This window comes from Suttonella ornithocola, from assembly GCF_001889065.1.
Lineage (GTDB): Bacteria > Pseudomonadota > Gammaproteobacteria > Cardiobacteriales > Cardiobacteriaceae > Suttonella_A > Suttonella_A ornithocola.
Genome location: NZ_LWHB01000030.1, coordinates 1 through 24,567 on the forward strand (window position 1 = coordinate 1; position 24,567 = coordinate 24,567).

Consider the following 24,567-nt stretch of genomic DNA (forward strand, 5'->3'; position numbering starts at 1 on the left):
TACTAATGGATAAAGCTTTTGCTGCCCATTGGCATCAACCGCTACAATCGCTGCAATTTCTTTTTCAATTGGACACAGCGTTTCAATCACACTTGGCACATCCCATAATGATGACATATCGTCTGATTGGCGAATGACTTGCACGCCTTTGCCGTCATATCCGCCTTTACGCGTTTTTTGCACAAAAGGAGGGGCTATTTGAATATCTGCCGCCGTTTCCGCCAAAGAAAAAGGCGCGGTTGCAATACCGTGTTGTTGATAAAATTGCTTTTGTAAACCTTTATCTTGAATAATTTCTAGCACATCTGGCGATGGAACGACACGAACTCCTTGCTTTTCTAAACGGCGTAGCCCTTCTACACTCACATGCTCAATTTCAATCCCGACGACATCACAATCTGCGCCAAAGACGGTAACGGTTTCTGCATCAGCAAAATCTCCGACCACAAACTCATCACATAAATGTGCACAAGGCGCATTTACCTGCGGGTCTAATACTTTTACCGTATACGGATAATTTGCCGCAACTTGTAAAAACATCCGACCTAATTGACCACCACCTAAAAGACCAATTCTCATCTTTTCCTCATATCACTGTCTAATGATTTGTTTTGTTTCCCAATCAATAATTCTGCTGGGGCGTGTTGCTTGACCAAGACTTCCTGCTATCAAAGGAAGGGTTGGAAAAATTTGTTGTACTTTTTCTGCTGATTGCGCGGGCGCTTCACCGCTCAAATTTGCTGAAGTTGAAATGATGGGTTGATTGAACAATTTACATAAAGCCTGAATAATTGGATGCATGGAAATTCTTAAAGCGACTCGCCCAGTTTCCGCATCAGTCAGTTGTCGGGCAACTTTTTTGCCAGCAGGCAAAATAAACGTTGTCGGGCGTTCCTGAGAAAGCGCTATCATGGCTTTTTTATCCGACAAAGATACTGCCCCTATCCAGTTTTCACATTGCGCCCAATCATTAGCCACCATAATCAATCCTTTACTTGCGGCTCGTCCCTTTAATTGCAAAATCTGATGGATAGCCTTTTCAGAAGCAGGATTACCGCCTAATCCATAAACCGCTTCTGTTGGATACGCAAAAACCGTATCCGAAAAAAAAGCGGCTTTTATGGTTGAGCCGTCTTTTGGAAGTTGCCAAATCATTGAGCAACTATCGGGCAATCTAATAACTGCGCTTGATACATTGCAGCACGGTCAAGCACCTTATCAGAAATGGTTAATAACCACGGTTTACCTAAAAATGAACCTCTCTCAAAACCACCCATGCCTTCGTGATAAGCTAAATATTGATTTTTGACGTCATTTAATGCCACCCCATTACGCTTCTCGTTCTGCGTGGCATAAAACCCCATAAAATCTACCGCATCATCAAAACGCTCTCGGCTTCCGCCTTTGTTGCCAGTTTTTAAAATATACCAATCCCAAGACTCATCTTTCACTTGCGCATAACCATACGCTCTTGATGTGCTCATTGCAGTAGGATTAAAGCGAGATTCCTGATGCAAAAATGCCAACACATACCAAGGCTCAACGCCCCATTTCGCGCGGGTTTGTCCCAAAGCCAAGCGCCAATGCGGACGATTATCCAGCAACGCACAAGCATCTTCTTGTAAACTTTCTGGCGGTTGTATTTCGCCATTAAACCGAGCATCATCATGGGTCGGTAGCCAATGCCGTGTACTGACTTGTGGCGCTTGGTTGGGCAATGAACCCGAACCAGAACAAGCTGTTAACACACACAAACTCACGCCCAGCAAAAACCCTGTCTTCATGCGCATTCCCTTCTACAAATCTGATAGAATGACGCATTTTAACATTCTGCGCAAAAAGCACGAGACCTTTTAAGAGACATCCATGAGTAACACTGAAACCTCTCCACAAGCGGCTAACTTTATCCGCAATATTATTCAAGAAGACCTTAAACATCATAAAAATAACGGCAAAGTCCAAACCCGTTTTCCACCAGAGCCTAACGGCTACTTACATCTTGGGCACGTCAAATCTATCTGTCTAAATTTCGGGATGGCAGAAGAATTTAGCGGACAGTGCAACCTACGATTTGATGACACCAACCCTGAGAAAGAAAATCTCGAATACATGGAAAACATCAAAAAAGATGTACAATGGTTAGGCTTTGAGTGGCAACATCTTCGCCATGCAAGCGACTACTTTCCACAGCTGCTTGCTTACGCCTTTCAGCTCATTGACCAAGGCGATGCCTATGTCGATAGCCAAAATGCTGAACAAATTCGCGAAAATCGCGGTACGCTAACCGAACCGGGAAAAAATAGTCCTTATCGTGGCCGTAGTCCTGAAGAAAATCGCGCGCTCTTTGAAGAAATGATTGAAGGAAAATATCCCGACGGTGCGCATGTGTTACGTGCAAAAATTGACATGGCAAGTCCTAATATCAATATGCGCGACCCAGTCATTTACCGTATTCGTCATGCCGCACATTTCCATGCCGGCGATAGCTGGAAAGTCTATCCAATGTATGACTACACCCATTGTTTATCAGATATGATTGAAGGCATTACGCATAGCCTATGTACCCTAGAATTTGAAGACCATCGCCCACTATATGATTGGGTACTAGACAAACTCAATACCCCTTGCCATCCACAACAAATTGAATTTTCACGACTCAACTTAGAATACACCGCCTTATCTAAGCGTCGTCTCATTCAATTAGTCCAAGAAAAACACGTCAACGGTTGGGATGACCCAAGAATGCCAACCATTGCAGGACTTCGCCGTCGCGGCATCCCAGCGAAAGGGTTACGCGAATTTTGCAAAAAAATTGGCATTAGTAAAGCCGATGGCACCATTGAAATGAGCTACTTCGAAAACGTCATCCGCGATACCTTAAATCAAGACGCCGCTCGTCGAATGGTTGTGCTCAATCCACTAAAAGTTACCATCACTTCCTTATCTAATGATTTTGAAGAACACTATCAATTACCAAATCATCCGCAAAATCCAGAGATGGGCACAAGAGAAGTCCCATTCTCCAATACCCTCTATATTGAACAAGAAGACTTCAGCGAAAACCCGCCGAAAAAATGGAAACGCTTAGCGCCCGGCGAATCTGTCCGCCTACGTGGTTCATACGTCATTACCTGCGAAGAAGTGATTAAAGACGATGTCGGTAACATCATTGAACTAAAATGTCGTCATGACCCAGCAACCCTTGGTAAAAACCCTGAAGGTTACAAGCCAAACGGCGTTATCCATTGGGTATCAGCCAAACATGCTGAACCGACTGAAATCAGACAATACGGATTGCTCTTTACTCAAGCCAATCCAATGGCTGCCGAACATTTCTTAGATACCATCAATCCAGAGTCCCTTCACATTCTCAACCATGCCTATGCCGAACCTGCGGTGCGTGCAGAAGCAGGTACCGTTTATCAGCTAGAACGTCAAGGCTATTACGCCGTTGATTCAGATACCCAAGCCGATAAACTTGTACTTAACCTAACCGTCGGACTCCGCGATAGCTGGAAATAACCTCAATCAGCGTAAATGGTTTTGCCATTTACGCTTTTCTACCGTCTTAAAATCCTTATGAGCCATAGTATTTACCAACATCTTGCCTATAACCTTGCAAAACAACTGCCTAAAAAAAATGTCGCCTTAGTGGTAACGCCTGATGCCTTATGGGCACAATATCTCTACCAAATGCTAAAATTCTGGCTCAACAGCAGTGAAAATCTCTACTGGTTTTCCGACTGGGAAACCTTACCTTATGACCCTTATCCGCCACATCCCGACCTCGTATCCGAACGCTTGCGCGTCCTTGCTGAATTGCCCACTCGCCAAAACGGCATCCTAATTACCAGCGCAGCCGCGCTTTCACAACGCCTTTGTCCGCAAACACATTTAGACAAATACGGCATTCACCTTTCCATTGGGGATATCTTGCCACAGAAAGACCTTGTCGAACGTCTTATCCAAGCCGGCTATCAAAACAATCCTATCATCAAAGAAAAAGGCGAATACGGCGTCCGCGGTAACGTATTAGACCTTTTCCCCATGGGCGCATCAGACCCCATTCGCTTAGAATGGCTAGACGATGAAATCGACACCATTCGAACCTTTGCGATTGACACCCATCTCACCATCAGCAAACTAAGCCGTATCAGCTTACTTCCTGCGCGAGAAATCGACCTCTCCGACGCAGGTCGCACTTGCTTTCGCCAAAGCGCGCGTGCGCAACTAGGCGCAAAAATAGAAAATAGCGGTATATATGAGAGCGTCAGCAGTAATCGACCTACTCAAGGACTAGAATACTATCTCCCACTCTTTTTTGATGAAACTGCTACCCTATTTGATTACCTTCCTAAAAATACCGTCCTGATTCCAACCGAATCTCCCGAAGCAGCGCTTGAACAACATGTAGACTATTGCCAAAAACGCTACCAACGGCTGAATACCCTAAGAGAACAAACCCTACTTTCCCCTGATAAACTGTGGTTATCCGCCGAAAGCACGCTAAACGCGCTTAACGCCCTGCCCACACACAACATTAAAAACCACTGTGAACCCTTATTACTAGAAGGCGATGCAGACGCTCGTGAAGCCCAATGGTTAGACACCATCCAAAACCATTCACACGTTGCCTTGCACTTTTCAGGTAACGGCATTCGAGAACACTGGTTTGAACGCTTACACAAAGCCAACCGTAGTGCTGAAATTGCCGAACACTACCAACCCTTGAGCGATGCTCGCCTACTGCTCTATCGCTCACCACTGCAATATAACTTTCAAGCAGACGGCATTGTTCACCTTGCCGAAAACACTCTGCAAAGCACCCCTGAAACGCCTAACTATCGCCAAACTCGCCAAAAACACGCTGGCGAGCTCATTCAAAGCCTACAAGATCTGCACATTGGTGACCCTGTTGTGCATATTGATTATGGCGTTGGGCGCTACCAAGGCTTAGAAACCATTGGCGATGAAGAAATGCTCGCTATTGAATACGCAAAATCCGCCAAACTCTACGTTGCCATTACCGACCTAGACCTCATCAACAAATACAGCGGTGGAAGCCCAGAAAACGCGCCCTTACACGAACTCGGCGGAAAAGTGTGGCAAAACGCTAAACGCAAAATCAAACAAAGCGTTAACGATACCGCTGCTGAACTGCTTGCCATCTATGCCGCAAGAGAAGCCGCTGAAGGACATGCCATCAATATTGATCATCCTGCGCTAATTGACCTTCACAACAGCTTTCACTACGAAGAAACCCCCGACCAGAAAAGCGCAATCAACGCTGTCTTACACGACCTCTCTATTGCTCGCCCCATGGATAGAATCGTTTGTGGTGACGTTGGCTTTGGCAAAACCGAAGTCGCTATTCGTGCGGCTTATGCGACTGTTCTTGCAGGACAGCAAGTAGCGCTTATCGCACCCACCACCCTACTCGCTGACCAGCACTACCATAACTTTGCTGACCGCTTTGCCGAACTTGCCGTACAAATTGACAGTATCAGCCGTTTCAAAACCTCAGCTGAGCAAAAACACTCTCTAGAACAACTCAAAAACGGACAAACCGATATCATTATTGGTACTCATCGACTTCTGCAAAAAGACGTTACCTTTCATAACCTAGGACTCGTTATCATTGATGAAGAACAGCGCTTTGGTGTTCGCCATAAAGAAAAACTCAAAAACCTACGCACTGATGTTAACTTGCTTACCCTTACCGCCACGCCCATTCCACGCACGCTAAACCTTGCGCTCACAGGATTACGCGACCTATCCATCATTGCCACCCCACCGGCTGGACGACAATCCGTTCAAACCATCCTCTGCGACTGGGATTTAGCGACGATTGAAGAAGCCTGCCGGCGAGAACTTTCTCGAGGCGGACAAATCTTTTTCCTCCATAACGATGTGGCTAGCATTGACCGGATTGCTCGCACCTTACAAGAATGCTTACCCGATGTGCGTATCGCCGTTGCGCATGGACAAATGCGCGAACGCGAACTAGAAACCATCATGCAAGCCTTCTATAACCGACATTACGACATCCTGATTGCCACCACCATTATCGAAAGCGGTATCGACATCCCCAATGCCAACACCATTCTCATTAACCGTGCTGACAAACTGGGATTAGCGCAGCTTCATCAACTTAGAGGTCGCGTGGGACGAAGCCATCACCAAGCCTATGCTTACCTCATTACCCCTGCGCTTTCCACCCTCAACAAGGATGCCCAACGTCGCTTAGATGCCTTTACCACACTTGATAGCCTTGGTGCTGGTTTCCTACTTGCTAGTCAAGACCTTGAAATTCGTGGCGCAGGTGAAATCCTCGGCGATGAACAAAGCGGACAAATCCAACAAATTGGCATGAGCTACTATCTTGACCTATTAGACCGAGCCACTGCCGCTATCAAACGTGGCGAAATGCTTAACCCAGAAGCTGACGATCCAAGCCCAATAGAAATTGACCTTGGCGAACCAACTTTACTCCCTGCTGATTACATTCACGATCCACAATTGCGTCTTGACTTTTATCAACGCCTTGCCCGCGCGAAAAACACCACAACCTTACGCGAACTACAAATCGAACTCATTGACCGCTTTGGCACCTTACCGGAACCTGCCAAAGCCTTATTAGAAACCACTCGACTCAAACAACGCGCTACTCAAATTGGCATTGAAAAAATCACCTTAAGCCCTACCGCTATTGACATCCAATTCCAAGCAGATGCAGCCATTGAACCAGATAAACTGTTCGCCCTGTTACAAAACGAACCACATCACTACAAAATGCTTAGCCCAACGTCTATTAGCCTACGTCAAAAAATGCTTACCTTAAGCGATCGATTAGCACACTTACATCAATTTTTAGATAGCATTTGCAAATAAGACAAAAAATCAACCCATTTAAATCTTCATTAACCTGATAGAAAATCTCTCTTCTCGCATAGATTTTTATAATTTCTCAATCAAAATAATTTAAATAGGTCGTTTTTTATACTATGATTAAATAGGATAAACAATCTCGTTTAATCATAATTCAATCATCTAATCATCAAAATCTAACACTCTTTTAATTACTTCTTATTTTTAGAGGAGAGCTAAATGGAGTCTTACCAACTCAAATTGCCAGATACCATCACGGCAACTTTTGACGTACTCACGCCAATGTTTATTGGTGACGGACAACAAAACCCCACCATGATTTTCCCGCAATCAATAAAAGGTGCTTTACGCTTTTGGTGGCGGGCGTTGCAATGGTCGCGATGTATCAAGGAAAAATCCGATCCCAAAGAGGCATTGCGTTTATTGCATAGCGAAGAGGCACGGTTGTTTGGCAACATTAGTGGTGAAGCAAAAACACATCAAGCGGCAAGTATTGCTATTCACAGTATTTCCACTTCTTTAACTCATACGGAAAAAAAGAAAATCCATCAAGAATTAAAAAAAAGAGAAGCAGCCAGATATTTGGGTTATGGCGTTGTAGAAAGTTTTACAAACGCAGAACAAACTTCTATACAAGGTCGCCTCACTCGAGGGTGTATCAATCACAATCAATCCTTTGAAGTGATTTTCTCCAGTTCTAAGGAAGAAGATTTAAAAGCGATTATTCCGGCGATTAAACTCTTAGGTTTATTAGGCGGATTAGGCGCTAAAGCCCGTAAAGGTTTTGGTAGTATTCAACTGGCTTCATTAAGGGGTCAAGAAAATTGGACATTTCCGAAAAGTTTAGAAGACTATCAAAAAACACTTGCCCAATTATTAGAAGGAATCACTACAAAAGCATTACCGCCGTTTACCGCTTTTTCTAAGCAAAGTCTAATCATTACCACAGATTTTGCAGACAACGCGTTTTCCGTGTTAGAAAACTATGGAAAAGCGATGATGTGCTATCGCAGCTGGGGCAGAAAACCGCGTAATAAAGATGAACACATCGTTTTAGGCGAACTTTCTGAGAAAAATTTCCCACAAGACCATGATTGGAGCAAAGGCGAAACCGTCTTTAAGCGCCATTTTCCGAAATGGGATTTTAAATCCTTTCATCCAAAACGAGCAATTTTTGGCTTACCGCATAGCTATGGCAAATATATCCATGTGGGCAGAGTCTTAAAAGAAAAAAGCAGAAATGAAAAAGTCGGCAGACGCGCTTCACCGCTATTTTTCCATGTCTGCAAACTGGATAATTGCTATTTGGGCATTGCTTTGCTACTGCCCGCTCAATTCCTACCCGCTAAAGAAAAAGTCTCAGCGAATGGATTATTGGTTGCGCAGCAATTTGATTGGTCAGTATTAAAAGAAAACTTTTTATTAGACACAAACCGCTTTCCCCAAAGCACTATTGTATTTCCCAGTGTAGGAGCATCGGCATGACACAATATTTTCATTTTACTCTAGGTCCGGTGCAGTCTTTTGTGGGACAAGCGCGACGCACACGCGATTTTTGGGCAGGATCATTTTTACTGTCTTGGCTATCAGGTGTGGCGATGTTAGCCGTGATAAAACAAGGTGGGAAAGTTCTATTTCCACAAGCAGATGAAGATTTCCTTCATGCTATTGAAGGCAAAAAATCCGAAAAATTACCTAAACAAGGTAGTATCCCTAATCGTTTTAAAGCATCGGTCAACGAGCATTTTTCCGCAACAGCTGTCACCGCGGCAGTACAACAAGCATGGCAACAGTTAGCTGCGCAAATCTATCAACAAGAATCAGCACAATTTGACTCAGAACAAACTGCCGTGATTTGGCAACGTCAAGTTGAACACTTTTGGGAAATGAGTTGGGTATTAACCGATGATGAAGCAAATAGCAGCGGACTTGACCAACGCAAAAGCTGGCGTAGCCAATATTTACCCGCTGAACCCGGTATAAAATGCGCATTAATTGGTGATTGGCAGGAGTTATCTGGCGTATTAGGCGTGAGCCATGAGGAACGAAAACAACGAGAAGAATTTTGGAAAAATATCTTTGATAAGCAAAAAAATAATAGACCATATGATTTTGACTCAACTGGAAAAGAACCTTTATGTGCGATTGCCTATATCAAACGCCGTTTTGACCGCCATTTTGCCAATTTCAAAGCAAGCATCAACGCAGATTTGACCATTCATGGCTGGCAAGTGCCTTCTGATGTACCATCTGTTGCCTACATGGCAGCTGTGCCATGGTTTGCTAAAGTCTTAAAAGAAGGCAAAGGCTCAACTAAACTCAATCATTTCATTGAAACTGCCAGAGAATTTGCTGGTAAACCTGAGTATAAAACCAATATTCGTTGCATTCGTGAGGCTGAAACAGACCCAAAACGCACAGGCATTGATGGTAACCTCTTCCATGAAATCGCTCTTGAGAATCCAAATATTATGAAGGAGACCAAGCGGGAAAACGCGAAAGTTAGTGTCGATGATGTCAAAAACGCCTTAAAACCGCTTTTACAGCAATACGGAAAAATCTTACCATTTTACGCGATTTTTTTTAATGATGGACGGTGATCATTTGGGCAGACAAATGAGTGATATCAATAAACAACCCATCATCACTCAAGGATTAGCAGAATTTACCCAAAAAGTCCCTGACATCGTCGCTAATCACAATGGTTTTCTCATCTATGCCGGTGGCGATGATGTGCTGGCGATTTTACCGCTAGAAGATGCACTGGATTGCGCCAAAGCCGTTCGCATCCATTATCAAGATTGCTTTAAAGACAAACCCGTTACCACCAGCATTTCTGCAGCGATTATTTATGCGCACATCAATGCCCCACTGAAAAACCTACTTCATAAAGCACATCAAGTGCTTGATGACGATGCCAAAGCTGCAGCGGGCAGAGATGCGCTTGCTGTACATGTTTATAAAGGCAGTGGGCCTGCCGTGCAATGGGCAAAAAAATGGGATGATGCATTAAATACAGATGGTGACTATTACTTAAATGCCATTCAAGCCAAACTTATTCGCCTAAACAGCGATAGCAATGATAGTGAAGAAGGCATTTTTTCCAGTAAATTTCTTTACCAAATCCGCCACCGTTTTTCTCTATTTAAAACAGAAACCCAAACGCTTAGCGACGAAAACAATCAACTACTCACCGACTTACTCTGTGCCGATTTTATTCAATCTGCGCGCGGTATCGGAAGAACAGACATTACACTAAAAATGGCGAGAGAACTTATTCAACCATTATTAGCGCAATGTAAAAATCCGCTAAACAATAACCATATTGACGAAAATGCCGCTTTATTAGTGCGTTTTCTCGCTCAAAAAGGCATTGAAAGAGGAGCCAACGCATGAATCATTACCTTTTTTCCCCAATAGACAGCTGGTTTTTTCGAGAATCACGCAGCATGGACGGTGCTGGTTCCAGTGCATTAAATAGCGTTTTTCCGCCCAGTCATCAAACCGCCTTAGGCGCTTTACGCACCACTATTGGCAATCACTATTTTCAGAAAAATGGCGGACAGTGGGCAGATTTCAAAGCCGATCACCCATTAGCCAAACTCATTGGCTATGGCAGCGAACTCGCCAACCTAAAAGCCCAAGGACTATTTTTAGCCTATGAAAATACCCTTTATCTCCCCGCACCCGCTAACCTTGTGCAACAAGCACCAACCAACCTCGAACAACCAACACCCGTAAAATATGGCTTTTTCCAACTCAGTGAAACTGCCATACAAACTGACTTAGGAAAAGTATATCTACCCAGCCTTGGAGAACAGAATGGACAACGCGATACACCATTAGAACAAGCTTGGCTTAGTCTGGAAGACTATCAACGTATCCTAGCAGGCGAAGCGCCAAAGTCTGTTAAACACAATCAGAAATCCTCACTGCCGAGCCACGCTTGGGTATTAGTATTGATAGAACACAACGTCGCGTAGAAGACGGCATGCTTTATCAAACCCAACATTATCGGCTACAAGATGGCTGGCAACTCTATTTCGGCATTGATGGTATTGACAGCACCTATCTACCAAAAATTGATACCGTTCGTTTTGGTGGAGAAGCGCGGATGGCGAGCATAACCAAGCAAGAGAACATCACCTTACCGAAAGCAACTACCGCGAAAAACAATTGCTTAATGCTATATTTACTCACCCCGCTAGCAGATACGCGCAGCAATTCCCAACAGCCACCACTGCCTCATACAGCCTTTACACCTTGCCAATACCAGCAAGCTGACGCTTGGCAAGGAATGCTAGTCGATATTCCGGTTACCATTATCAGTGCCATTGTTGGTAAGGCGCAACGCTATGGTGGTTGGGATATGGCAGCGCACCAATCTCTGCCAGTGCAAAGCTATTTACCCGCAGGTAGTTGCTGGTATTTACAAACTGATACCACAGAACAAGCCCAACAACTCATCGACCGCCTTCATCTTGGCTACATTAGCCAAGGACATAGTCGCGCACAAGGCTACGGGCAAATTGCCTTAGGCAACACTCCAACTCATTAAACAACCAAACAAAGGATTTATCATGAAACATGCACTCATTACCCTACACGCACAAACTGCTATTCATGCTGGTATAGGTTCAACGGATAACGTGATTGATCTACCTATTCAGCGCGAAGCCCATACCGCTTATCCTTGCGTTTTTGGTTCATCAATGAAAGGAGCGCTACGTGCATTAGCTACCGAAAAAAATAGCGACTACACAGGCATCTTATTTGGCAATGCTGGTAATTTAAATACCGGTAACGCCGGCGCTCTATTGGTTTCTGATGCACGCCTATTATTGCTTCCCATCCGCAGCCTCACTGGCAACTTTCGTTGGGTAAGCTGTCCGCAAATTTTAGGGCGTTTTCAGCAAGACGCTAAACGCTTCCAAAGCAATATTGACTTTCAGCTACCCAAAGTCGACACTGGAGAAGTCCTGCTCAGCGACGATACAAAAGACCATCTTTACTTAGAAGAATACCGCTTATATCGTGCCGACACCGCTATTGATACACAACTCATTAAAGAACTGGCAAAAATGTTAGGCTATGACGATGCTGAAGATCGCCTCAAAAAATATCTCGCTATCATTAGCGACGATGACTTTGCTTATCTCGTACAATATACCTTACCCGTCCATGCGCATATCGCCATTGGTGACAATAAAATCGTCAAAGACGGTGCCCTATGGTACGAAGAAACCTTGCCCTCTGATACCGTGCTTTACTTCGGCGTTGCCGCTTCTGACTCACGTAAAAAAGATTATCCCCAAAGTGCAAATGAACTATTAGATGCCTTCTGCGCGCTACTTCCTCGCGAAAACCCATGGATACAAATCGGCGGCAACGAAACCGTCGGCATGGGCTGGTGTGAAGCACATATCTTGCGTCAGGAGGTATAAAATGAGCCGCAACATCGATCAACAACGCGCCACTCATGCCTTACAAAGCGTCAAAGAAGGCGTACGCAAACTCGCACCCGCAGAACGCGATGAATGGAAAAGCCGCGCCAACGAACTCCCTGCCATGATTCAAATGAACGGACTCGGTTCAACCGTTGCTTTTTACTATAGTAAAGGTAAAGCGAGCGTTCATCGCAAACTGCTCAATACCACCTTAAAACCATGGCTTTGTCAGGATGATCAATCCCTTTACCCCAATGCCGATAACCTCATGGAAGCCATTATTAACAGCGACATGCACACCTATCAAATCGCACAAGCTGAAGCCCAAGCCTATTTACGCTGGGTAAAAAAATTCAGCAAAATCTACTGTGAAAAAGAAAAAACAGGGGAAAATTCATGAAGATTTATCCACTTTATGATGGCACACAACACAAACTTCCCAAAATAGAAGAAGACAAAAGGGGCAATGCAGGGCTGTATTTCACTCGCTTTTACGGTGAATACAATGCACGCCAACTTGCCGGTGATACCGATAAAAGCAATACCGACCACAAAACTAATTTCCTAGAAAATTTTGTTCGCAAAATTGGCAATGATAAAGAACTCAAAAACTATGAATATCGCCAACAATTTTTGATAAAAGCTCAAGGCGGGCAATCGCGCATTTATACCCTAGATAACTGCCATTTAGTTACGGGCATGGGCAACGAACACATTGTAGAAAACGGTTTTTTATGGCACTACACCCTAGGCGTTCCCTACCTCAGCGGCAGCCAACTTAAAGGACTATTACGCAGCACCATTGAGCAATATTTAGATATCAATGCAGATGAAAAAGTCCGATTACTCCGCCAATGGTTTGGTAGTGACCACAAAGATACTAAAAAACAAACCCTTGCCAACCAATGCGGCGAACTTATCTTCTTTGATGCCTTACCTATTGAAAAACCAGAACTCACTATAGACATCATGACCCCACACATGGGCAAATGGTACGCCGAAGGCAATAACATTGAGGGCATTGACGATGCCGAACGTCTACCCGCCGACTGGCACGACCCTACACCCATCCCATTCTTAGCCGTTAAAAGCGCAAGTTTTCTTATCAGTATCAGCAAACGCGCAGGCAGCGACATCAACCTAGACCAAGTCTGGACACTCTTTGACAGTGCTTTATCTGAACTCGGCGTTGGTGCGAAAACCCGCACAGGTTATGGCTATCTCAGATATGAAGAAAGTAAGACACAAGAAAAATATAAGGATTATATAAAGAAAAAAGATGAACAACAGAAAAAAGCTGAGAAAATCGAAATCGAAAGACAAAAGCAAACTGAGTTCAATAAATTGCTTATGAATGCCAGTCCTTTCCATAAAGAAGTGCTTCAAGCCGCACAAACCGAAAACTGGAAAGAAGATAGAGAGGCACTTGGTCGATCAATTAAAACTTGGGTAGATAAACTACAAACACATCCTAGCGAAAAAGAAAGCATTAATTTCATACTTAATCTTGCTCATAAACACTATGAAACACAAATGAAAGCGCCTCATAAAATAAAAAAAGAAGCACAGCGAGAGTGGGTAACCACCTTACTCAACCTAGCCGATCAAAAACCTTAAATTCAACCACCGTCTTGAAGTGCAAGACGGTATCTTTTTCATTTCCCTGAAATAAGAGGAAACAACCATGCACACCCTACTCAGCTTTTTAGGCAAATCCAGAGCAGATTCCAAACACGGCTATCGCACTGCTAACTATAATTTTAACGGCACACTCAAAGAAACCGCCTACTTTGGACTGGCACTCACCGAAACCATTCGCCCCGACAAACTCATCCTCATTGGTACTTCCGGCAGCATGTGGGATGTCTTTTTCCAAGACATCCAAAACGAAGAACACGTGCTAGTGCTTATGGAAGCCGTTGAGAATAACGCAACAACAGCAGAACTGCTTAGCCCTTGCATACCGCAACTCTCCAAGCACTTAGGCTGCGATGTCGAATGCCTGATTATTGACTACGCCACCAGTGAGGCCGAGCAAATCAATCTCCTCCTCAAAATCGCTGCCAAACTCGAACACGGGCAACACATCAGCATGGACGTTACACACTCCTTCCGTCACCTCCCAATGTTGGCACTGGTCGCCTCTCGCTATTTACACACCACCAAAGACATTCTCACTGATAACATCTACTATGGTGCCTTAGACATGACAGACCAAAATAAAAAAACCACCCCTGTCATTGAACTTAAAGGCATGCTCAAAATGCTAGAATGGACAGACGCACTCGCTGCTTACGACAAAGATGGCGATTACTTCCCCTTTGCCGAACTCTACCGTGCAGAAGGACAAAAAAATGCAGCTGATGCTTTAGAAAAAGCAGCATTCTTTGAAAAAACCAACCAAATCGGCAAAGCACGCACGCCCTTAAAAATCTTTCGTGACATTGACGAAATTACCCCAATTAACAGTCTATTTATTGACGAACTCAACCAGCGCACCAATTGGGTAGATGGCGAGAACTTTGCCCATCGCCAAATCAGCATGGCACAAAACCATCTTAATAAAAATAACTACCTACGCTCAGCCGTACTGGCACAAGAAGCCTTTATTTCCCACTTAGTACATATAAGCCCACGTAGCTACAACGACTCACAAAACTACAACCATCGCGAAGATGCACGCAAAACATTTGATGAACAGCGCAAAAAAACTCCCAAAGCCAAACGCAGTGAACTTCAAAACACCTACAAAATACTAACCAACCTACGCAACTCATTGGCACACGGCACTCCGCCTAAAATTGCCGAACTCCAATCCGTTTTTTCCGACGAACAAAAACTGCAAACCCTTATGCAACACTGCATTGATACCATTCGCCAAGCCATCGAAAAAGGACAAACTGAATGACAACCTATTTTGTTAGCCGCCATCAAGGAGCAAAAGATTGGGCACAACAACAAGGCATACATATTGATGCTTTAGTTGACCATATTGATCCAAGCCAAATCCAAGCAGGTGATATCGTCATTGGCACCTTGCCCGTACATTTAGCCGCTGAAGTGCAAGCACAAGGTGGACGCTATCTCCATCTCACTCTCAACCTCAGCGCCGAACAGCGAGGTAAAGAACTTAGCGCTGCCGATATGGAGGCTGCACACGCCAGCTTAACCGAATATCAAATTACCCCTTTAACCAACCTATAGAAGAATACAAATGATAGAAAATTTTAACCAACTCACTGATTGGGCAGACAAATTCACTATTTGGATTACCGTTATTACCGTTATTTTTACCATTAAAAACTACTATTACACAAAAAAAACCGAGAAGAAACTCAACCAAAATATTCGTATTATCCTACGCCATCCCGAAAGTAAAAGAGAGCATCAACTCACACAAACCATCAAACGCCGTCACGCTACACGAGGCGAAATTCAAGGAATTCTTGGTAATATTTACAATATTCAAAATAAACGCTACAACATCCCCTACATGCGCGAACCCGCCTACTCCGCACAAATTGAAGCCATCCAAAACGGCAACAGCGACACCCTAATCATCGATATCAATGATGCCCAAGAATACGAAAATTTTTGCCATTGAGCTAATTGAGCAACTTGACAAACAACTTTATCAGTTGCTTCCCTTACGTCAACTCATTATTGAGGGAGAAATCACTACCGATACTCGCCCACAATACTTTCACCAAACCAGCATTCCAGCATGGATATTCACCTTGCTCAATCGCTTACCGCCAGAAAAAGCCAAAACCGCCTTTCGCTTACACCTACCTGAAAGCGGTAACCTTTACTATCCCAAAGGTTCTCCCTATCGTTTCGCCATTACCACTTTCAATGGTGGCGAAACCTACCTTCCCCAGCTAATCACAGCCCTAACAACCCCCAGCACCAACCCCGACCGACGCACATGGCATAACAACTTCCGCCTGACCGCGCTAAAAGATGGCTACACCCACCAAACCATTACTACTCCCGAAGAACTCAGCCAATATACCCCAAGCCAACTACAAATCGATTGCGACACACTCGCCCAAGCTCAAAGCATCGAACTCCTTATCGAAACCGGTATCGCTTTTGGACAAAGCAAAGTCAGCGCTAGCGACCTTGACAGCGCACAACTCCTGCTCCAACTCGGCATATCTATCATCTACGCATTATCTGGTAACCAAGCCGACCAAACCCGCCAAGTCCAAAACCTAAGCGAACACCTTTCTCACCTAATAACTGCCGAACCATTCATCCGCGACAGCCACTTGTTTTACCTTAACAAAACCTATGCCGATAGCCATGGCAAATACAAATACCTCAGCGGCTACCATGCAGCATAACGCTCACGCCCTACCAAACCCATCCACACGCCGCACTTATCAACAAACTGCTCATCCTCTGCCAATATCTTGGCATTGGTAAACGCAGCAACTACGGCATTGGGCAATACCGCCTTATCGCCGACCACCAAAGCCTAAAAAAACAACCGCCACCCAGCCAAACCCTACTCAGCAAACTGCTTAGCATAGAAACCCTCTGCCGCAGCCCCGAATACGCCGATGCTGAAGAAAACGAAAAGACCCAACTCCGCGCCCTAGCTCAAGACATCATCAGCGACAGCTACATTCCCTCACCGATGCAAAGCTTCACCCAAACCCGCACCAGCCTCAGTGGACAAACCAAAACTCGCACCCTCCATACCGCCCCGCCACAAGAACGCCTTCTGCAAAAAATTGTCGCTCGCGGACTCAGCGAACGCCTAGACAACATGCAGCACCCAGCCAGCTACGGCTACCGTCCCAAGCGCAGCCGCCAAATGGCAGTCAAAGCCCTAAAAAAACTCATCGAACAAAACCGACCATGGATACTCGAAAGCGACATTGCCGATTGCTTTGACAGCATCCCACACAGCATCATCCGCAGCCGCCTTGCTAGCCTAATCAACGACGACATCACTACCGACTTCATCCTCCGAGTCATCTCCGCGCTTCGCCAAAACGCCATTACCGGCATTGGCATTCCACAAGGCAGTCCGCTCAGCCCACTCCTTGCCAATATCGTCTTAAGAGATTTAGACTACGACCTCAGCCAACAAAACTACCACCACATCCGCTATGCTGATGACTTCGTCATCTGCTGCCGTACCCCTGAAGAAGCTCAACAAGCCGAGCAAGCCTGCATCCAATCCCTTTCCGAACAACAACTCACCCTCAAACTCAGCAAAACTCACCTAAAACAAATCAGTGAAGGGCTCATCTTCTTAGGCTACCACATTGACGAACAAACCATCCAAGACCTCAGCGCACAAACTGCCGAACAAAACCTTCCCCTCATCGAACAAGACGGTATCAATCCCATCACCCCGCCAGGACAAACCCTTATCATATGTCGTAATCCCCCCCACCGCGCTCAGCCTTCATGAAAACCAACTCATTATCACCAGCAAAGAAAAACAAGAACGCACCCCGCTTGCGCTCATCCACCAACTGCTCATCATCGGCAAGCACCATCTCACTACCCCACTTATCCACTACTGTCTCAAAAACAACATCAAAATCCATTACCTCAGCTATAACAGCGCACACCTAGGTAGCCTAAACGACAACGACCACACCACTCAAACCAAAGTCAAACTTTGGTTACAACAAGAACAACACCTCAGCGAGCCAGCAAACTGCCTCCAACTCGCTCGAGAAACCATCAGCGCCCGCATACACAACATGCGCAAAACCCTCATCCAATATCAAGACCACGACACCAAAATCCTAGAACAACAGCAGCGCAACATTGCCCATGCCGACACCATAGACACCCTGCGTGGATACGAAGGCACCGCTACCCACGACTACTACCAACATCTTGGCGCACTCCTAAAAAAAACGCCCTTTCAATTTACTCACCGCAACCGCAGACCTCCCAAAGACCCCTTCAACGTTCTACTATCCTATGGCTACCAACACCTCTACCAATACCTCCATAGCCTACTCCTAAGCCTCTCGCTCAACCCCGACCGAGGCTACATGCACCGCAGCCAAAGCAAACACATTGCCCTTTGCTCAGACCTTATCGAACCCTTCCGCCATCTCATCGAACGCGCAGCCATTACCGTTATCCGCCGCAAACAAATTCGTCCTGAACACTTCTACTACCGTCAAGATGCCTGCTACCTCACCGGCGAAGGTAGCCAAACCTACAGTAAACACCTCAGCCGCCTCTTTGAAACCCGAATCGGACACGCCGATATCAACAAGCCTCGCTACATAGAATGTCTCTACAAACAAGCCGTCAGCTTCAAAAGACACCTCCAAGCCCCTGAAAAAGCAACCTTTACAGCCTATCGGGAATAACCATGTACTACATCATCTGCTACGACATCTGCAGCAACAAAAAACGCCGCCTCATCGCAAAAGCCCTACAAAAACACGGCAAAAGAGTGCAACGCAGCGTCTTTGAAATCTACATTCGCCAAGAAACAGAGCTCAAAAAACTCACCAAACAACTCAAAAAATACATGGGCAAAACCGACAGCATCCGCATCTACCACTTCCCCGAAAACGCGCGTCGACGTTCCCAAAGTCTCGATGGAAAAGCTATTGCCTACTTTCCGGCAACAATGGTAGTATGACCCCGCGTCAAAAATTGACGAAACCTCCTCAAAAAAACCGCGAAAACGGCAAAATTGAAAAAGGTTTCGTCAAACGCCTAAAAAAGTTCTTTAACAATAGAAATTTATTAGGGGGTAAGTCGCATTACCCTTAAACGTTTAAGGAATTAAGACTGGTTCTGATGGTTTTCCAGCATGAGGCCAATTAAGGTCGCATTACCCTTAAGCGCTTAAGGAATTAAGACAGTCAACACACACCTTCAAAGAAAAATACCGCCCAAGTAGTCGCATTACCCTTAAACGTTTAATCCTTTTAGACTCAGACAAGTACGAACCGCTCTTATTGAGCGGTTTTTTTTGCACTGATGATTTGAATTTCTATCAGAAGCGCTCATCCATTCTTTTAGTGAAAGCGAGAGAAAGTTTTTTTGATTGGTTTATTTTCCTTTATAGCGCGCTTTCAAACAGAAAAAACAATGTATTATTTTTCTATCGCATATATTTCTTGTCTTCATCGACCATATCATCACACTTGTATCAAAGAGCCTTTTAATATTATTTGCCCAAATATGGGTATTTATTAGGAAAATATGATGATAATTGAGTAATAGATGATAATAAGTTGAGAAATAGATAATATCATGAAATATAAATATTTTTATTTCCTTACCATCATGAGAAATCGGCTGCATTGCATATGCTTTAAGAAAAAAGAATAACTAAGCGATAAATATTCGTTTGCATAATTATGATGTCTGTTTTTCAATAAAGCGTATACTAATTAGAGGAGATAACGATGAGCCAATGGGTTAGCCCTAATGAGATTCGCGCGAAGTTTTCTGCAGCAATGTCAGATATGTATCAAAAGGAAGTCCCTTTATATGGCGATTTGATGGCGCTGGTCGCTGATGTTAATGCACAAACGATGCAAGCCCATCCCGAACTTAAAGCTCAACTTACTCAAACTGGCGAACTGCCGCGCTTAGATATGGAGCGTCATGGTGCTATTCGTTTAGGTAAAGCGGATGAATTAGCGATGATGCGTCGAGTGTTTGCAGTAATGGGAATGACGCCTGTTGGTTATTATGATTTAGCGCCTGCCGGTGTGCCGGTTCATTCCACTGCTTTTCGTGCCACTAATGCAGCAGATTTAAATGAAAGCCCTTTCCGCGTGTTTACCTCTTTATTGCGCTTAGAATTGATTGATGATGTGCAATTACGTAAAACGGCTGCCGATACGTTGGCAAAACGCAATATTTTTACTGATGGTGCGGTTAAGCTTACGGAAAAGTTTGAGCAAGAAGGCGGACTAAATGCAGAAGATGCTGAGCGATTTGTCAAAGAGGTTTTAGAAACGTTCCGCTGGCATCAGGAAGCGCCTGTTTCTCATGCGCTCTATCAAGCTTTACATGATCAACACCGTTTGATTGCGGATGTAGTTGCTTTTAAAGGCCCACATATCAATCATTTAACTCCAAGAACGCTAGATATTGATGCGGTGCAAGTTGGGATGAAAGAAAGAGGCATTACGCCAAAAGCAGTCGTTGAAGGTCCTCCTCGTCGCGCCTGTCCTATTTTATTAAGACAAACAAGTTTCAAGGCTTTAGAGGAAGGCGTTATTTTTGTTGGCGATGGGCAATCTGAATCTGGGCATCATACGGCTCGTTTTGGTGAAATTGAGCAAAGAGGCTGTGCGCTTACCCCAAAAGGACGCGCTTTATATGATGAGTTATTAGCGAAAGCGCGAGCAGAAAATGGTGGTGCACCGACAGAGGCAAATGCCGCGCAATATATGCAAATTTTAGAGAAACATTTTGCGGCTTTCCCTGATGATTATGATGTTCTGCGTCGTGAAAAACTGGCTTTTTTCCATTATTACGCCGCTGATAATGCAAAAGGGAAATATCCTGATGCTAGCGAGGAAGATATTGACCATTTAATTGCTAAAGGTGTAGTGATTTTTGAACCAATTGTTTATGAGGACTTTTTACCGGTATCAGCAGCTGGCATTTTCCAATCTAATTTAGGGGAAAATGGTGTGAAGGAATACGATGGCGCTTCTAATCAAGCAATTTTTGAAGCCTCATTAGGCGCTAAGGTTCAAGATGAATTAGCGCTTTATGCCAATACCGAGCGGCAATCGCTTGAAAAGTGTTTACAGGCATTAAAAGCTACTGCATAAAATTTTTATCAAGATTTCAATATTCAATAATTTAAAAGGAGATTCAATGATTAACGATTTATTAAAGAAGTTAGGAGTTTCAGAGACAGCGCTAAATGGGGCTTTAGCGGTTCACAGCCCTATTGATGGCAAAGTGCTTGCGACAGTTAAGGAACAAAGTGTTGCTGATGTAGATAATGCTATTGGCAAAGCGCAAGTCGCATTTAAAAAATGGCGTAATGTCCCAGCGCCTCGCCGTGGTGAATTGGTGAGAATTTTAGGTGAAGTTTTACGCGAGCATAAAGCGGATTTAGGTAAATTGGTTTCTTTAGAAGCCGGAAAGATTGAGCAAGAAGGCTTAGGCGAAGTGCAAGAAATGATTGATATTTGCGATTTTGCTGTCGGTCTTTCTCGTCAATTATATGGCTTGACCATTGCTAGCGAGCGCCCAGGTCACCATATGCGCGAAACATGGCATCCACTAGGGGTGGTTGGTATTATTTCTGCTTTTAATTTCCCTGTTGCCGTATGGTCTTGGAACAGCGCATTAGCTTTGGTTTGCGGTAATGGCTGTATCTGGAAACCTTCTGAAAAAACGCCTTTAACTGCCCTCGCCTGCCAAGCGCTTTTTGAAAAAGCCGTGGCAAAATTTGGCGATGATGCACCAGAAAATTTATCGCAAGTGATTATCGGCGGTGCAGATGTTGGCGATGCATTGGTAACAGATACACGCGTACCATTGATTTCGGCAACTGGCAGCACGCGTATGGGTAAAATCGTTGGACCTAAAGTGGCTGAACGCTTTGGGAAATGTATTTTAGAACTCGGCGGAAATAACGCAATGATTCTTGCGCCAAGCGCTGACCTAGAATTAGCCATTCGCGGAATTTTGTTTGCTGCGGTGGGAACTTGTGGACAACGTTGTACCACTTTACGTCGCTTAATTGTGCATGAGTCTATTAAAGATGATGTGCTTGAGCGCTTAAAGAAAGCCTATGCCAGTGTTTCTATTGGACACCCATTAGAAGGAAATTTAGTAGGCCCATTGATTGATAAGGCGATTTTTGAGCAAATGCAAGCGCAACTAGAAAAAGCCAAAGCCAGTGGCGCTACGGTTACCGGCGGTGAACGGGTATTAGCAGATAAGTATCCAAAGGCTTATTATGTTAAGCCTGCGATTGTAGAAGTCAGTCAACAGGATGAAGTCGTCAAAACAGAAACTTTTGCCCCGATTTTATATGTGATGACCTATAACGATTTTGAAGACGCCATTGAGCTTCAAAATGATGTCCCACAAGGCTTGTCTTCTTGCACGTTTACTAATGATATTCGCGAAGCCGAACTTTTCTTAAGCGATAGAGGAAGCGATTGCGGGATTGCGAATGTCAATATCGGCACTTCTGGTGCAGAAATTGGTGGCGCTTTTGGCGGTGAAAAAGAAACTGGCGGTGGTCGTGAAAGTGGTTCCGATGCTTGGAAAGCCTATATGCGTCGTCAAACCAATACGATTAACTATTCTCGCGAACTTCCACTCGCTCAAGGCATCAAATTTGATTAAGCCTTTTAAAGCCAACGCTTCTCCGTTGGCTTTTTTATAGTGCGATCAGCTAAAAAACAAAACATCCTATAGCCCTTATCTAGCCATTCTGGCGGTAGATAACGTTCTGTTTTTTAGCTGATTTGACTATATATGACAGAATTCTTATGGCTTTTATGTAGTACAGACATTTGCATAAAAATTATAAAGACAACAAAAAATTCAAATGAGGAGAACGATGATGTCAACCGTATTAAAAGATACCAGTATCAATTTAAAACCTGATGATGAAGTTATCCGCATGCCAGAAAGTGATAATTTCTGGTTAGATATTGCGCCATTGGTGCTCACTGTTATTATTATGGGCATCCAATTTTTCTACTATAAAGACTTTACACCGCACGTTCCGCTACTTTGTGGCTTACTCATCACAGGCTTATTCATTCGTATCCGTAAAGGAAAATGGATGGATATGGAAAATCATATGTATAAGGTTGTTAAAATTGGTCTGCCTGCCAGTGTGATTTTATTGTCTGTTGGTGCTTTAATTGCCTCATGGATATTGGCTGGAACGGTTCCAACGATTTTATATTACGGATTTAGTTGGTTTTCTCCGGGAAGTTTCTTATTGTCTGTTTGTATCCTTTGCGCGATTGTCTCTGTTGCAACAGGCACCAGCTGGGGAACGGTCGGTACAGTTGGACTTGCAATGATGGGCATTGGTGAAGGATTAGGTATTCCTGCACCAGTAACGGGTGGCGCGATTGTTTCTGGTGCATTTTTTGGCGATAAAATATCTCCGCTTTCTGATACCACTAATCTTACCCCCGCTGCGGCAGAAATTGATCTTTGGACACATATTAAAGGCTTGTTGCCCACAACCATTCCTGCCATGGCAATCGCTCTCGGTATCTACGCCTATATGGGAATTCAATATGCAGACTTACATGGCGATACCACCCGTATTGAGCTAATTCGCCAAACCATGCAAGAACATTATCAAATTTCCTTTATCACACTTATTCCCGCCGCTATCGTTATAGGTGCTGCAATCCTAAAATTTCCCGCTCTTCCTACCCTCCTCATTGGAACATTGGTTGCCTGTTTAATTGCGGCTTGCATGCAAGGTACTGGACTACATCCTATCTTCCAAATGCTAATGGATGGCTATAAATCTACTACTGGGGTAGAAATCGTCGATAAATTATTGTCCAAAGGTGGCATTATGTCGATGACGTGGGTAACTGTTTTAACCTTATTTGCCTTATCATTCGTCGGCGCTTTAGAGTATTACGGCACCTTACGCGCCATCATGAAAAAAATTAACAAACTTATCAAAAGTCGTTTTGGCTTGGTGGCAGCCAGTTACGGCGCAACCATTGGTGTAGGGGCAACTACGGGTGATGTCTATACCACACTTACCCTTTCCGGTCGCCTAATGAAAGACAAATATCTAGAAATGGGCTATCGCCGAACCACACTTACCCGCGCGATTGAAGATTGCGGAACCTTACTCTCTCCATTGATTCCTTGGAATATGGGTGGCTCATTTGTCGCAGGCGCTTTAGGCATTGCCACACTAACCTATGCGCCTTATGCCTTTGCTTGCTGGATTTCTCCTTTAATTGGATTAGTTTGGGCAGCTACGGGATATTTTGTTCCTAAACGTCCTGATGCAGCTATTATAGTCAAATCATTTATAATCCAATCTATCCAAAGCAGATATAAAGAACAACTTGTAGTAGAATTATCAAAAACAAACTGAGCATATCCTATGACCTACTGCCGCCAATTCCGACAGAAAATTCTTAACGATATTGCTAATGGAGAAACTTGGCGCGCTGTTGCAAAGCACTACAAGATCAGCAAATTCACCGTCCATAGCTGGATTAAAAATCCCCATCTTTACTGAGCGTAAGCC

23 protein-coding genes and 1 pseudogene are annotated in these 24,567 nt (G+C 44.3%); 20 read left to right on the forward strand and 4 right to left on the reverse strand.

Features of this window, described 5'->3' with window-relative positions; all coding sequences use genetic code 11:
• From A5N85_RS02550 to A5N85_RS02560, 3 genes are all read right to left on the reverse strand, one after another.
• The coding region (locus tag A5N85_RS02550; RefSeq protein WP_143143157.1) for an ATP-grasp domain-containing protein at nucleotides 1-579 on the reverse strand (579 nt) is incomplete at its 3' end.
• Between the two features lie 12 nt (nucleotides 580-591).
• A complete protein-coding gene (locus A5N85_RS02555) occupies nucleotides 592-1,155 on the reverse strand; it encodes an L-threonylcarbamoyladenylate synthase (protein ID WP_072575836.1) in 564 nt (187 codons plus the stop codon).
• Nucleotides 1,152-1,784, reverse strand: coding sequence for a transglycosylase SLT domain-containing protein (locus A5N85_RS02560; RefSeq protein ID WP_084601558.1), 633 nt, complete (start codon nucleotides 1,782-1,784; stop codon nucleotides 1,152-1,154). The genes A5N85_RS02555 and A5N85_RS02560 overlap by 4 nt, the downstream gene beginning before the upstream one ends.
• An 82-nt stretch (nucleotides 1,785-1,866) precedes the next feature.
• On the opposite strand from A5N85_RS02560, the gene A5N85_RS02565 reads away from it, so the two are divergent.
• From A5N85_RS02565 to A5N85_RS02630, 13 genes and pseudogenes are all read left to right on the forward strand, one after another.
• Nucleotides 1,867-3,522 carry a glutamine--tRNA ligase/YqeY domain fusion protein gene (locus tag A5N85_RS02565; RefSeq protein WP_072575837.1) on the forward strand — a complete coding sequence of 552 codons (1,656 nt, stop codon included), beginning with the start codon at nucleotides 1,867-1,869 and terminating at the stop codon, nucleotides 3,520-3,522.
• A gap of 15 nt (nucleotides 3,523-3,537) precedes the next feature.
• The gene (gene mfd, locus A5N85_RS02570; RefSeq protein ID WP_072575838.1) at nucleotides 3,538-6,891 is read left to right on the forward strand and encodes a transcription-repair coupling factor; all 3,354 of its coding nucleotides are present in this window, start codon (nucleotides 3,538-3,540) and stop codon (nucleotides 6,889-6,891) included.
• A gap of 216 nt (nucleotides 6,892-7,107) precedes the next feature.
• Nucleotides 7,108-8,373 carry a type III-B CRISPR module RAMP protein Cmr1 gene (gene cmr1, locus A5N85_RS02575; protein ID WP_072575839.1) on the forward strand — a complete coding sequence of 422 codons (1,266 nt, stop codon included), beginning with the start codon at nucleotides 7,108-7,110 and terminating at the stop codon, nucleotides 8,371-8,373.
• Nucleotides 8,370-9,488, forward strand: coding sequence for a type III-B CRISPR-associated protein Cas10/Cmr2 (locus A5N85_RS02580; RefSeq protein WP_072575840.1), 1,119 nt, complete (start codon nucleotides 8,370-8,372; stop codon nucleotides 9,486-9,488). Before cmr1 ends, A5N85_RS02580 begins: the two co-directional genes overlap by 4 nt.
• Nucleotides 9,489-9,504: 16 nt before the next feature.
• Nucleotides 9,505-10,284: a Cas10/Cmr2 second palm domain-containing protein gene (locus A5N85_RS02585; RefSeq protein ID WP_143143158.1), complete on the forward strand. Its 780-nt coding sequence runs from the start codon at nucleotides 9,505-9,507 to the stop codon at nucleotides 10,282-10,284.
• Nucleotides 10,285-10,337: 53 nt separating this feature from the next.
• Nucleotides 10,338-11,446, forward strand: a pseudogene (locus A5N85_RS16390) (type III-B CRISPR module-associated Cmr3 family protein).
• Between the two features lie 22 nt (nucleotides 11,447-11,468).
• Complete coding sequence (cmr4, locus tag A5N85_RS02600) at nucleotides 11,469-12,332, forward strand: type III-B CRISPR module RAMP protein Cmr4 (protein ID WP_072575844.1); 864 nt, start codon at nucleotides 11,469-11,471, stop codon at nucleotides 12,330-12,332.
• Between the two features lies 1 nt (nucleotide 12,333).
• Nucleotides 12,334-12,735 (forward strand): type III-B CRISPR module-associated protein Cmr5, encoded by a 402-nt coding sequence (gene cmr5 / locus A5N85_RS02605; protein ID WP_072575845.1) that lies wholly within the window; start codon nucleotides 12,334-12,336, stop codon nucleotides 12,733-12,735.
• Nucleotides 12,732-13,952, forward strand: coding sequence for a type III-B CRISPR module RAMP protein Cmr6 (gene cmr6, locus A5N85_RS02610; RefSeq protein WP_072575846.1), 1,221 nt, complete (start codon nucleotides 12,732-12,734; stop codon nucleotides 13,950-13,952). The genes cmr5 and cmr6 overlap by 4 nt, the downstream gene beginning before the upstream one ends.
• A gap of 67 nt (nucleotides 13,953-14,019) precedes the next feature.
• Nucleotides 14,020-15,243, forward strand: coding sequence for a TIGR02221 family CRISPR-associated protein (csx2, locus tag A5N85_RS02615; protein WP_072575847.1), 1,224 nt, complete (start codon nucleotides 14,020-14,022; stop codon nucleotides 15,241-15,243).
• Complete coding sequence (gene csx16, locus A5N85_RS02620) at nucleotides 15,240-15,539, forward strand: CRISPR-associated protein Csx16 (RefSeq protein WP_072575848.1); 300 nt, start codon at nucleotides 15,240-15,242, stop codon at nucleotides 15,537-15,539. Before csx2 ends, csx16 begins: the two co-directional genes overlap by 4 nt.
• A 10-nt stretch (nucleotides 15,540-15,549) precedes the next feature.
• Nucleotides 15,550-15,939 carry a hypothetical protein gene (locus A5N85_RS02625; RefSeq protein ID WP_072575849.1) on the forward strand — a complete coding sequence of 130 codons (390 nt, stop codon included), beginning with the start codon at nucleotides 15,550-15,552 and terminating at the stop codon, nucleotides 15,937-15,939.
• Complete coding sequence (locus A5N85_RS02630; RefSeq protein ID WP_143143159.1) at nucleotides 15,905-16,684, forward strand: hypothetical protein; 780 nt, start codon at nucleotides 15,905-15,907, stop codon at nucleotides 16,682-16,684. The genes A5N85_RS02625 and A5N85_RS02630 overlap by 35 nt, the downstream gene beginning before the upstream one ends.
• On the opposite strand, the gene A5N85_RS16875 is transcribed toward A5N85_RS02630, so the two are convergent.
• Nucleotides 16,669-16,791 carry a hypothetical protein gene (locus A5N85_RS16875; RefSeq protein ID WP_282955979.1) on the reverse strand — a complete coding sequence of 41 codons (123 nt, stop codon included), beginning with the start codon at nucleotides 16,789-16,791 and terminating at the stop codon, nucleotides 16,669-16,671. The two genes, A5N85_RS02630 and A5N85_RS16875, sit on opposite strands and share 16 nt — an antisense overlap.
• A 189-nt stretch (nucleotides 16,792-16,980) precedes the next feature.
• Here A5N85_RS16875 and A5N85_RS16395 point away from each other — a divergent pair, with 189 nt between their 5' ends.
• The 7 genes from A5N85_RS16395 to A5N85_RS02665 all read left to right on the forward strand — a co-directional run bounded on the left by A5N85_RS16395 (nucleotide 16,981) and on the right by A5N85_RS02665 (nucleotide 24,558).
• Nucleotides 16,981-17,766, forward strand: a complete 786-nt coding sequence (locus A5N85_RS16395) for a reverse transcriptase/maturase family protein (RefSeq protein WP_072575851.1) — start codon at nucleotides 16,981-16,983, stop codon at nucleotides 17,764-17,766.
• Nucleotides 17,767-17,779: 13 nt separating this feature from the next.
• Nucleotides 17,780-18,691 (forward strand): CRISPR-associated endonuclease Cas1, encoded by a 912-nt coding sequence (cas1, locus tag A5N85_RS16000; protein ID WP_245936095.1) that lies wholly within the window; start codon nucleotides 17,780-17,782, stop codon nucleotides 18,689-18,691.
• A gap of 2 nt (nucleotides 18,692-18,693) precedes the next feature.
• Nucleotides 18,694-18,969 carry a CRISPR-associated endonuclease Cas2 gene (gene cas2 / locus A5N85_RS02645; protein ID WP_072575853.1) on the forward strand — a complete coding sequence of 92 codons (276 nt, stop codon included), beginning with the start codon at nucleotides 18,694-18,696 and terminating at the stop codon, nucleotides 18,967-18,969.
• A gap of 775 nt (nucleotides 18,970-19,744) precedes the next feature.
• The gene (hglS, locus tag A5N85_RS02650; RefSeq protein ID WP_072575854.1) at nucleotides 19,745-21,130 is read left to right on the forward strand and encodes a 2-oxoadipate dioxygenase/decarboxylase HglS; all 1,386 of its coding nucleotides are present in this window, start codon (nucleotides 19,745-19,747) and stop codon (nucleotides 21,128-21,130) included.
• Nucleotides 21,131-21,176: 46 nt separating this feature from the next.
• Nucleotides 21,177-22,667, forward strand: coding sequence for an L-piperidine-6-carboxylate dehydrogenase (gene amaB, locus A5N85_RS02655; protein WP_072575855.1), 1,491 nt, complete (start codon nucleotides 21,177-21,179; stop codon nucleotides 22,665-22,667).
• A 280-nt stretch (nucleotides 22,668-22,947) separates the two neighbouring features.
• Complete coding sequence (gene nhaC, locus A5N85_RS02660) at nucleotides 22,948-24,411, forward strand: Na+/H+ antiporter NhaC (RefSeq protein WP_072575857.1); 1,464 nt, start codon at nucleotides 22,948-22,950, stop codon at nucleotides 24,409-24,411.
• Nucleotides 24,412-24,420: 9 nt separating this feature from the next.
• The gene (locus tag A5N85_RS02665) at nucleotides 24,421-24,558 is read left to right on the forward strand and encodes a helix-turn-helix domain-containing protein (protein ID WP_084601566.1); all 138 of its coding nucleotides are present in this window, start codon (nucleotides 24,421-24,423) and stop codon (nucleotides 24,556-24,558) included.
• Nucleotides 24,559-24,567 lie beyond the last annotated feature (9 nt).

Excerpts from the sequence above, each read along its gene's own strand:
- A5N85_RS02665 (WP_084601566.1), top strand. The coding sequence starts at position 24,421 with ATGACCTACTGCCGCCAATTCCGACAGAAAATTCTTAACGATATTGCT.
- cmr6 (WP_072575846.1), top strand. The coding sequence starts at position 12,732 with ATGAAGATTTATCCACTTTATGATGGCACACAACACAAACTTCCCAAA.
- cmr1 (WP_072575839.1), top strand. The coding sequence starts at position 7,108 with ATGGAGTCTTACCAACTCAAATTGCCAGATACCATCACGGCAACTTTT.
- csx16 (WP_072575848.1), top strand. The coding sequence starts at position 15,240 with ATGACAACCTATTTTGTTAGCCGCCATCAAGGAGCAAAAGATTGGGCA.
- cas2 (WP_072575853.1), top strand. The coding sequence starts at position 18,694 with ATGTACTACATCATCTGCTACGACATCTGCAGCAACAAAAAACGCCGC.
- amaB (WP_072575855.1), top strand. The coding sequence starts at position 21,177 with ATGATTAACGATTTATTAAAGAAGTTAGGAGTTTCAGAGACAGCGCTA.
- cmr5 (WP_072575845.1), top strand. The coding sequence starts at position 12,334 with ATGAGCCGCAACATCGATCAACAACGCGCCACTCATGCCTTACAAAGC.
- A5N85_RS16395 (WP_072575851.1), top strand. The coding sequence starts at position 16,981 with ATGCAAAGCTTCACCCAAACCCGCACCAGCCTCAGTGGACAAACCAAA.
- A5N85_RS02565 (WP_072575837.1), top strand. The coding sequence starts at position 1,867 with ATGAGTAACACTGAAACCTCTCCACAAGCGGCTAACTTTATCCGCAAT.
- A5N85_RS02555 (WP_072575836.1), bottom strand. The coding sequence starts at position 1,155 with ATGATTTGGCAACTTCCAAAAGACGGCTCAACCATAAAAGCCGCTTTT.
- A5N85_RS02630 (WP_143143159.1), top strand. The coding sequence starts at position 15,905 with ATGATGCCCAAGAATACGAAAATTTTTGCCATTGAGCTAATTGAGCAA.
- A5N85_RS02580 (WP_072575840.1), top strand. The coding sequence starts at position 8,370 with ATGACACAATATTTTCATTTTACTCTAGGTCCGGTGCAGTCTTTTGTG.
- mfd (WP_072575838.1), top strand. The coding sequence starts at position 3,538 with ATGGTTTTGCCATTTACGCTTTTCTACCGTCTTAAAATCCTTATGAGC.
- A5N85_RS02560 (WP_084601558.1), bottom strand. The coding sequence starts at position 1,784 with ATGAAGACAGGGTTTTTGCTGGGCGTGAGTTTGTGTGTGTTAACAGCT.
- nhaC (WP_072575857.1), top strand. The coding sequence starts at position 22,948 with ATGCCAGAAAGTGATAATTTCTGGTTAGATATTGCGCCATTGGTGCTC.
- A5N85_RS02625 (WP_072575849.1), top strand. The coding sequence starts at position 15,550 with ATGATAGAAAATTTTAACCAACTCACTGATTGGGCAGACAAATTCACT.
- A5N85_RS02585 (WP_143143158.1), top strand. The coding sequence starts at position 9,505 with ATGAGTGATATCAATAAACAACCCATCATCACTCAAGGATTAGCAGAA.
- cmr4 (WP_072575844.1), top strand. The coding sequence starts at position 11,469 with ATGAAACATGCACTCATTACCCTACACGCACAAACTGCTATTCATGCT.
- hglS (WP_072575854.1), top strand. The coding sequence starts at position 19,745 with ATGAGCCAATGGGTTAGCCCTAATGAGATTCGCGCGAAGTTTTCTGCA.
- csx2 (WP_072575847.1), top strand. The coding sequence starts at position 14,020 with ATGCACACCCTACTCAGCTTTTTAGGCAAATCCAGAGCAGATTCCAAA.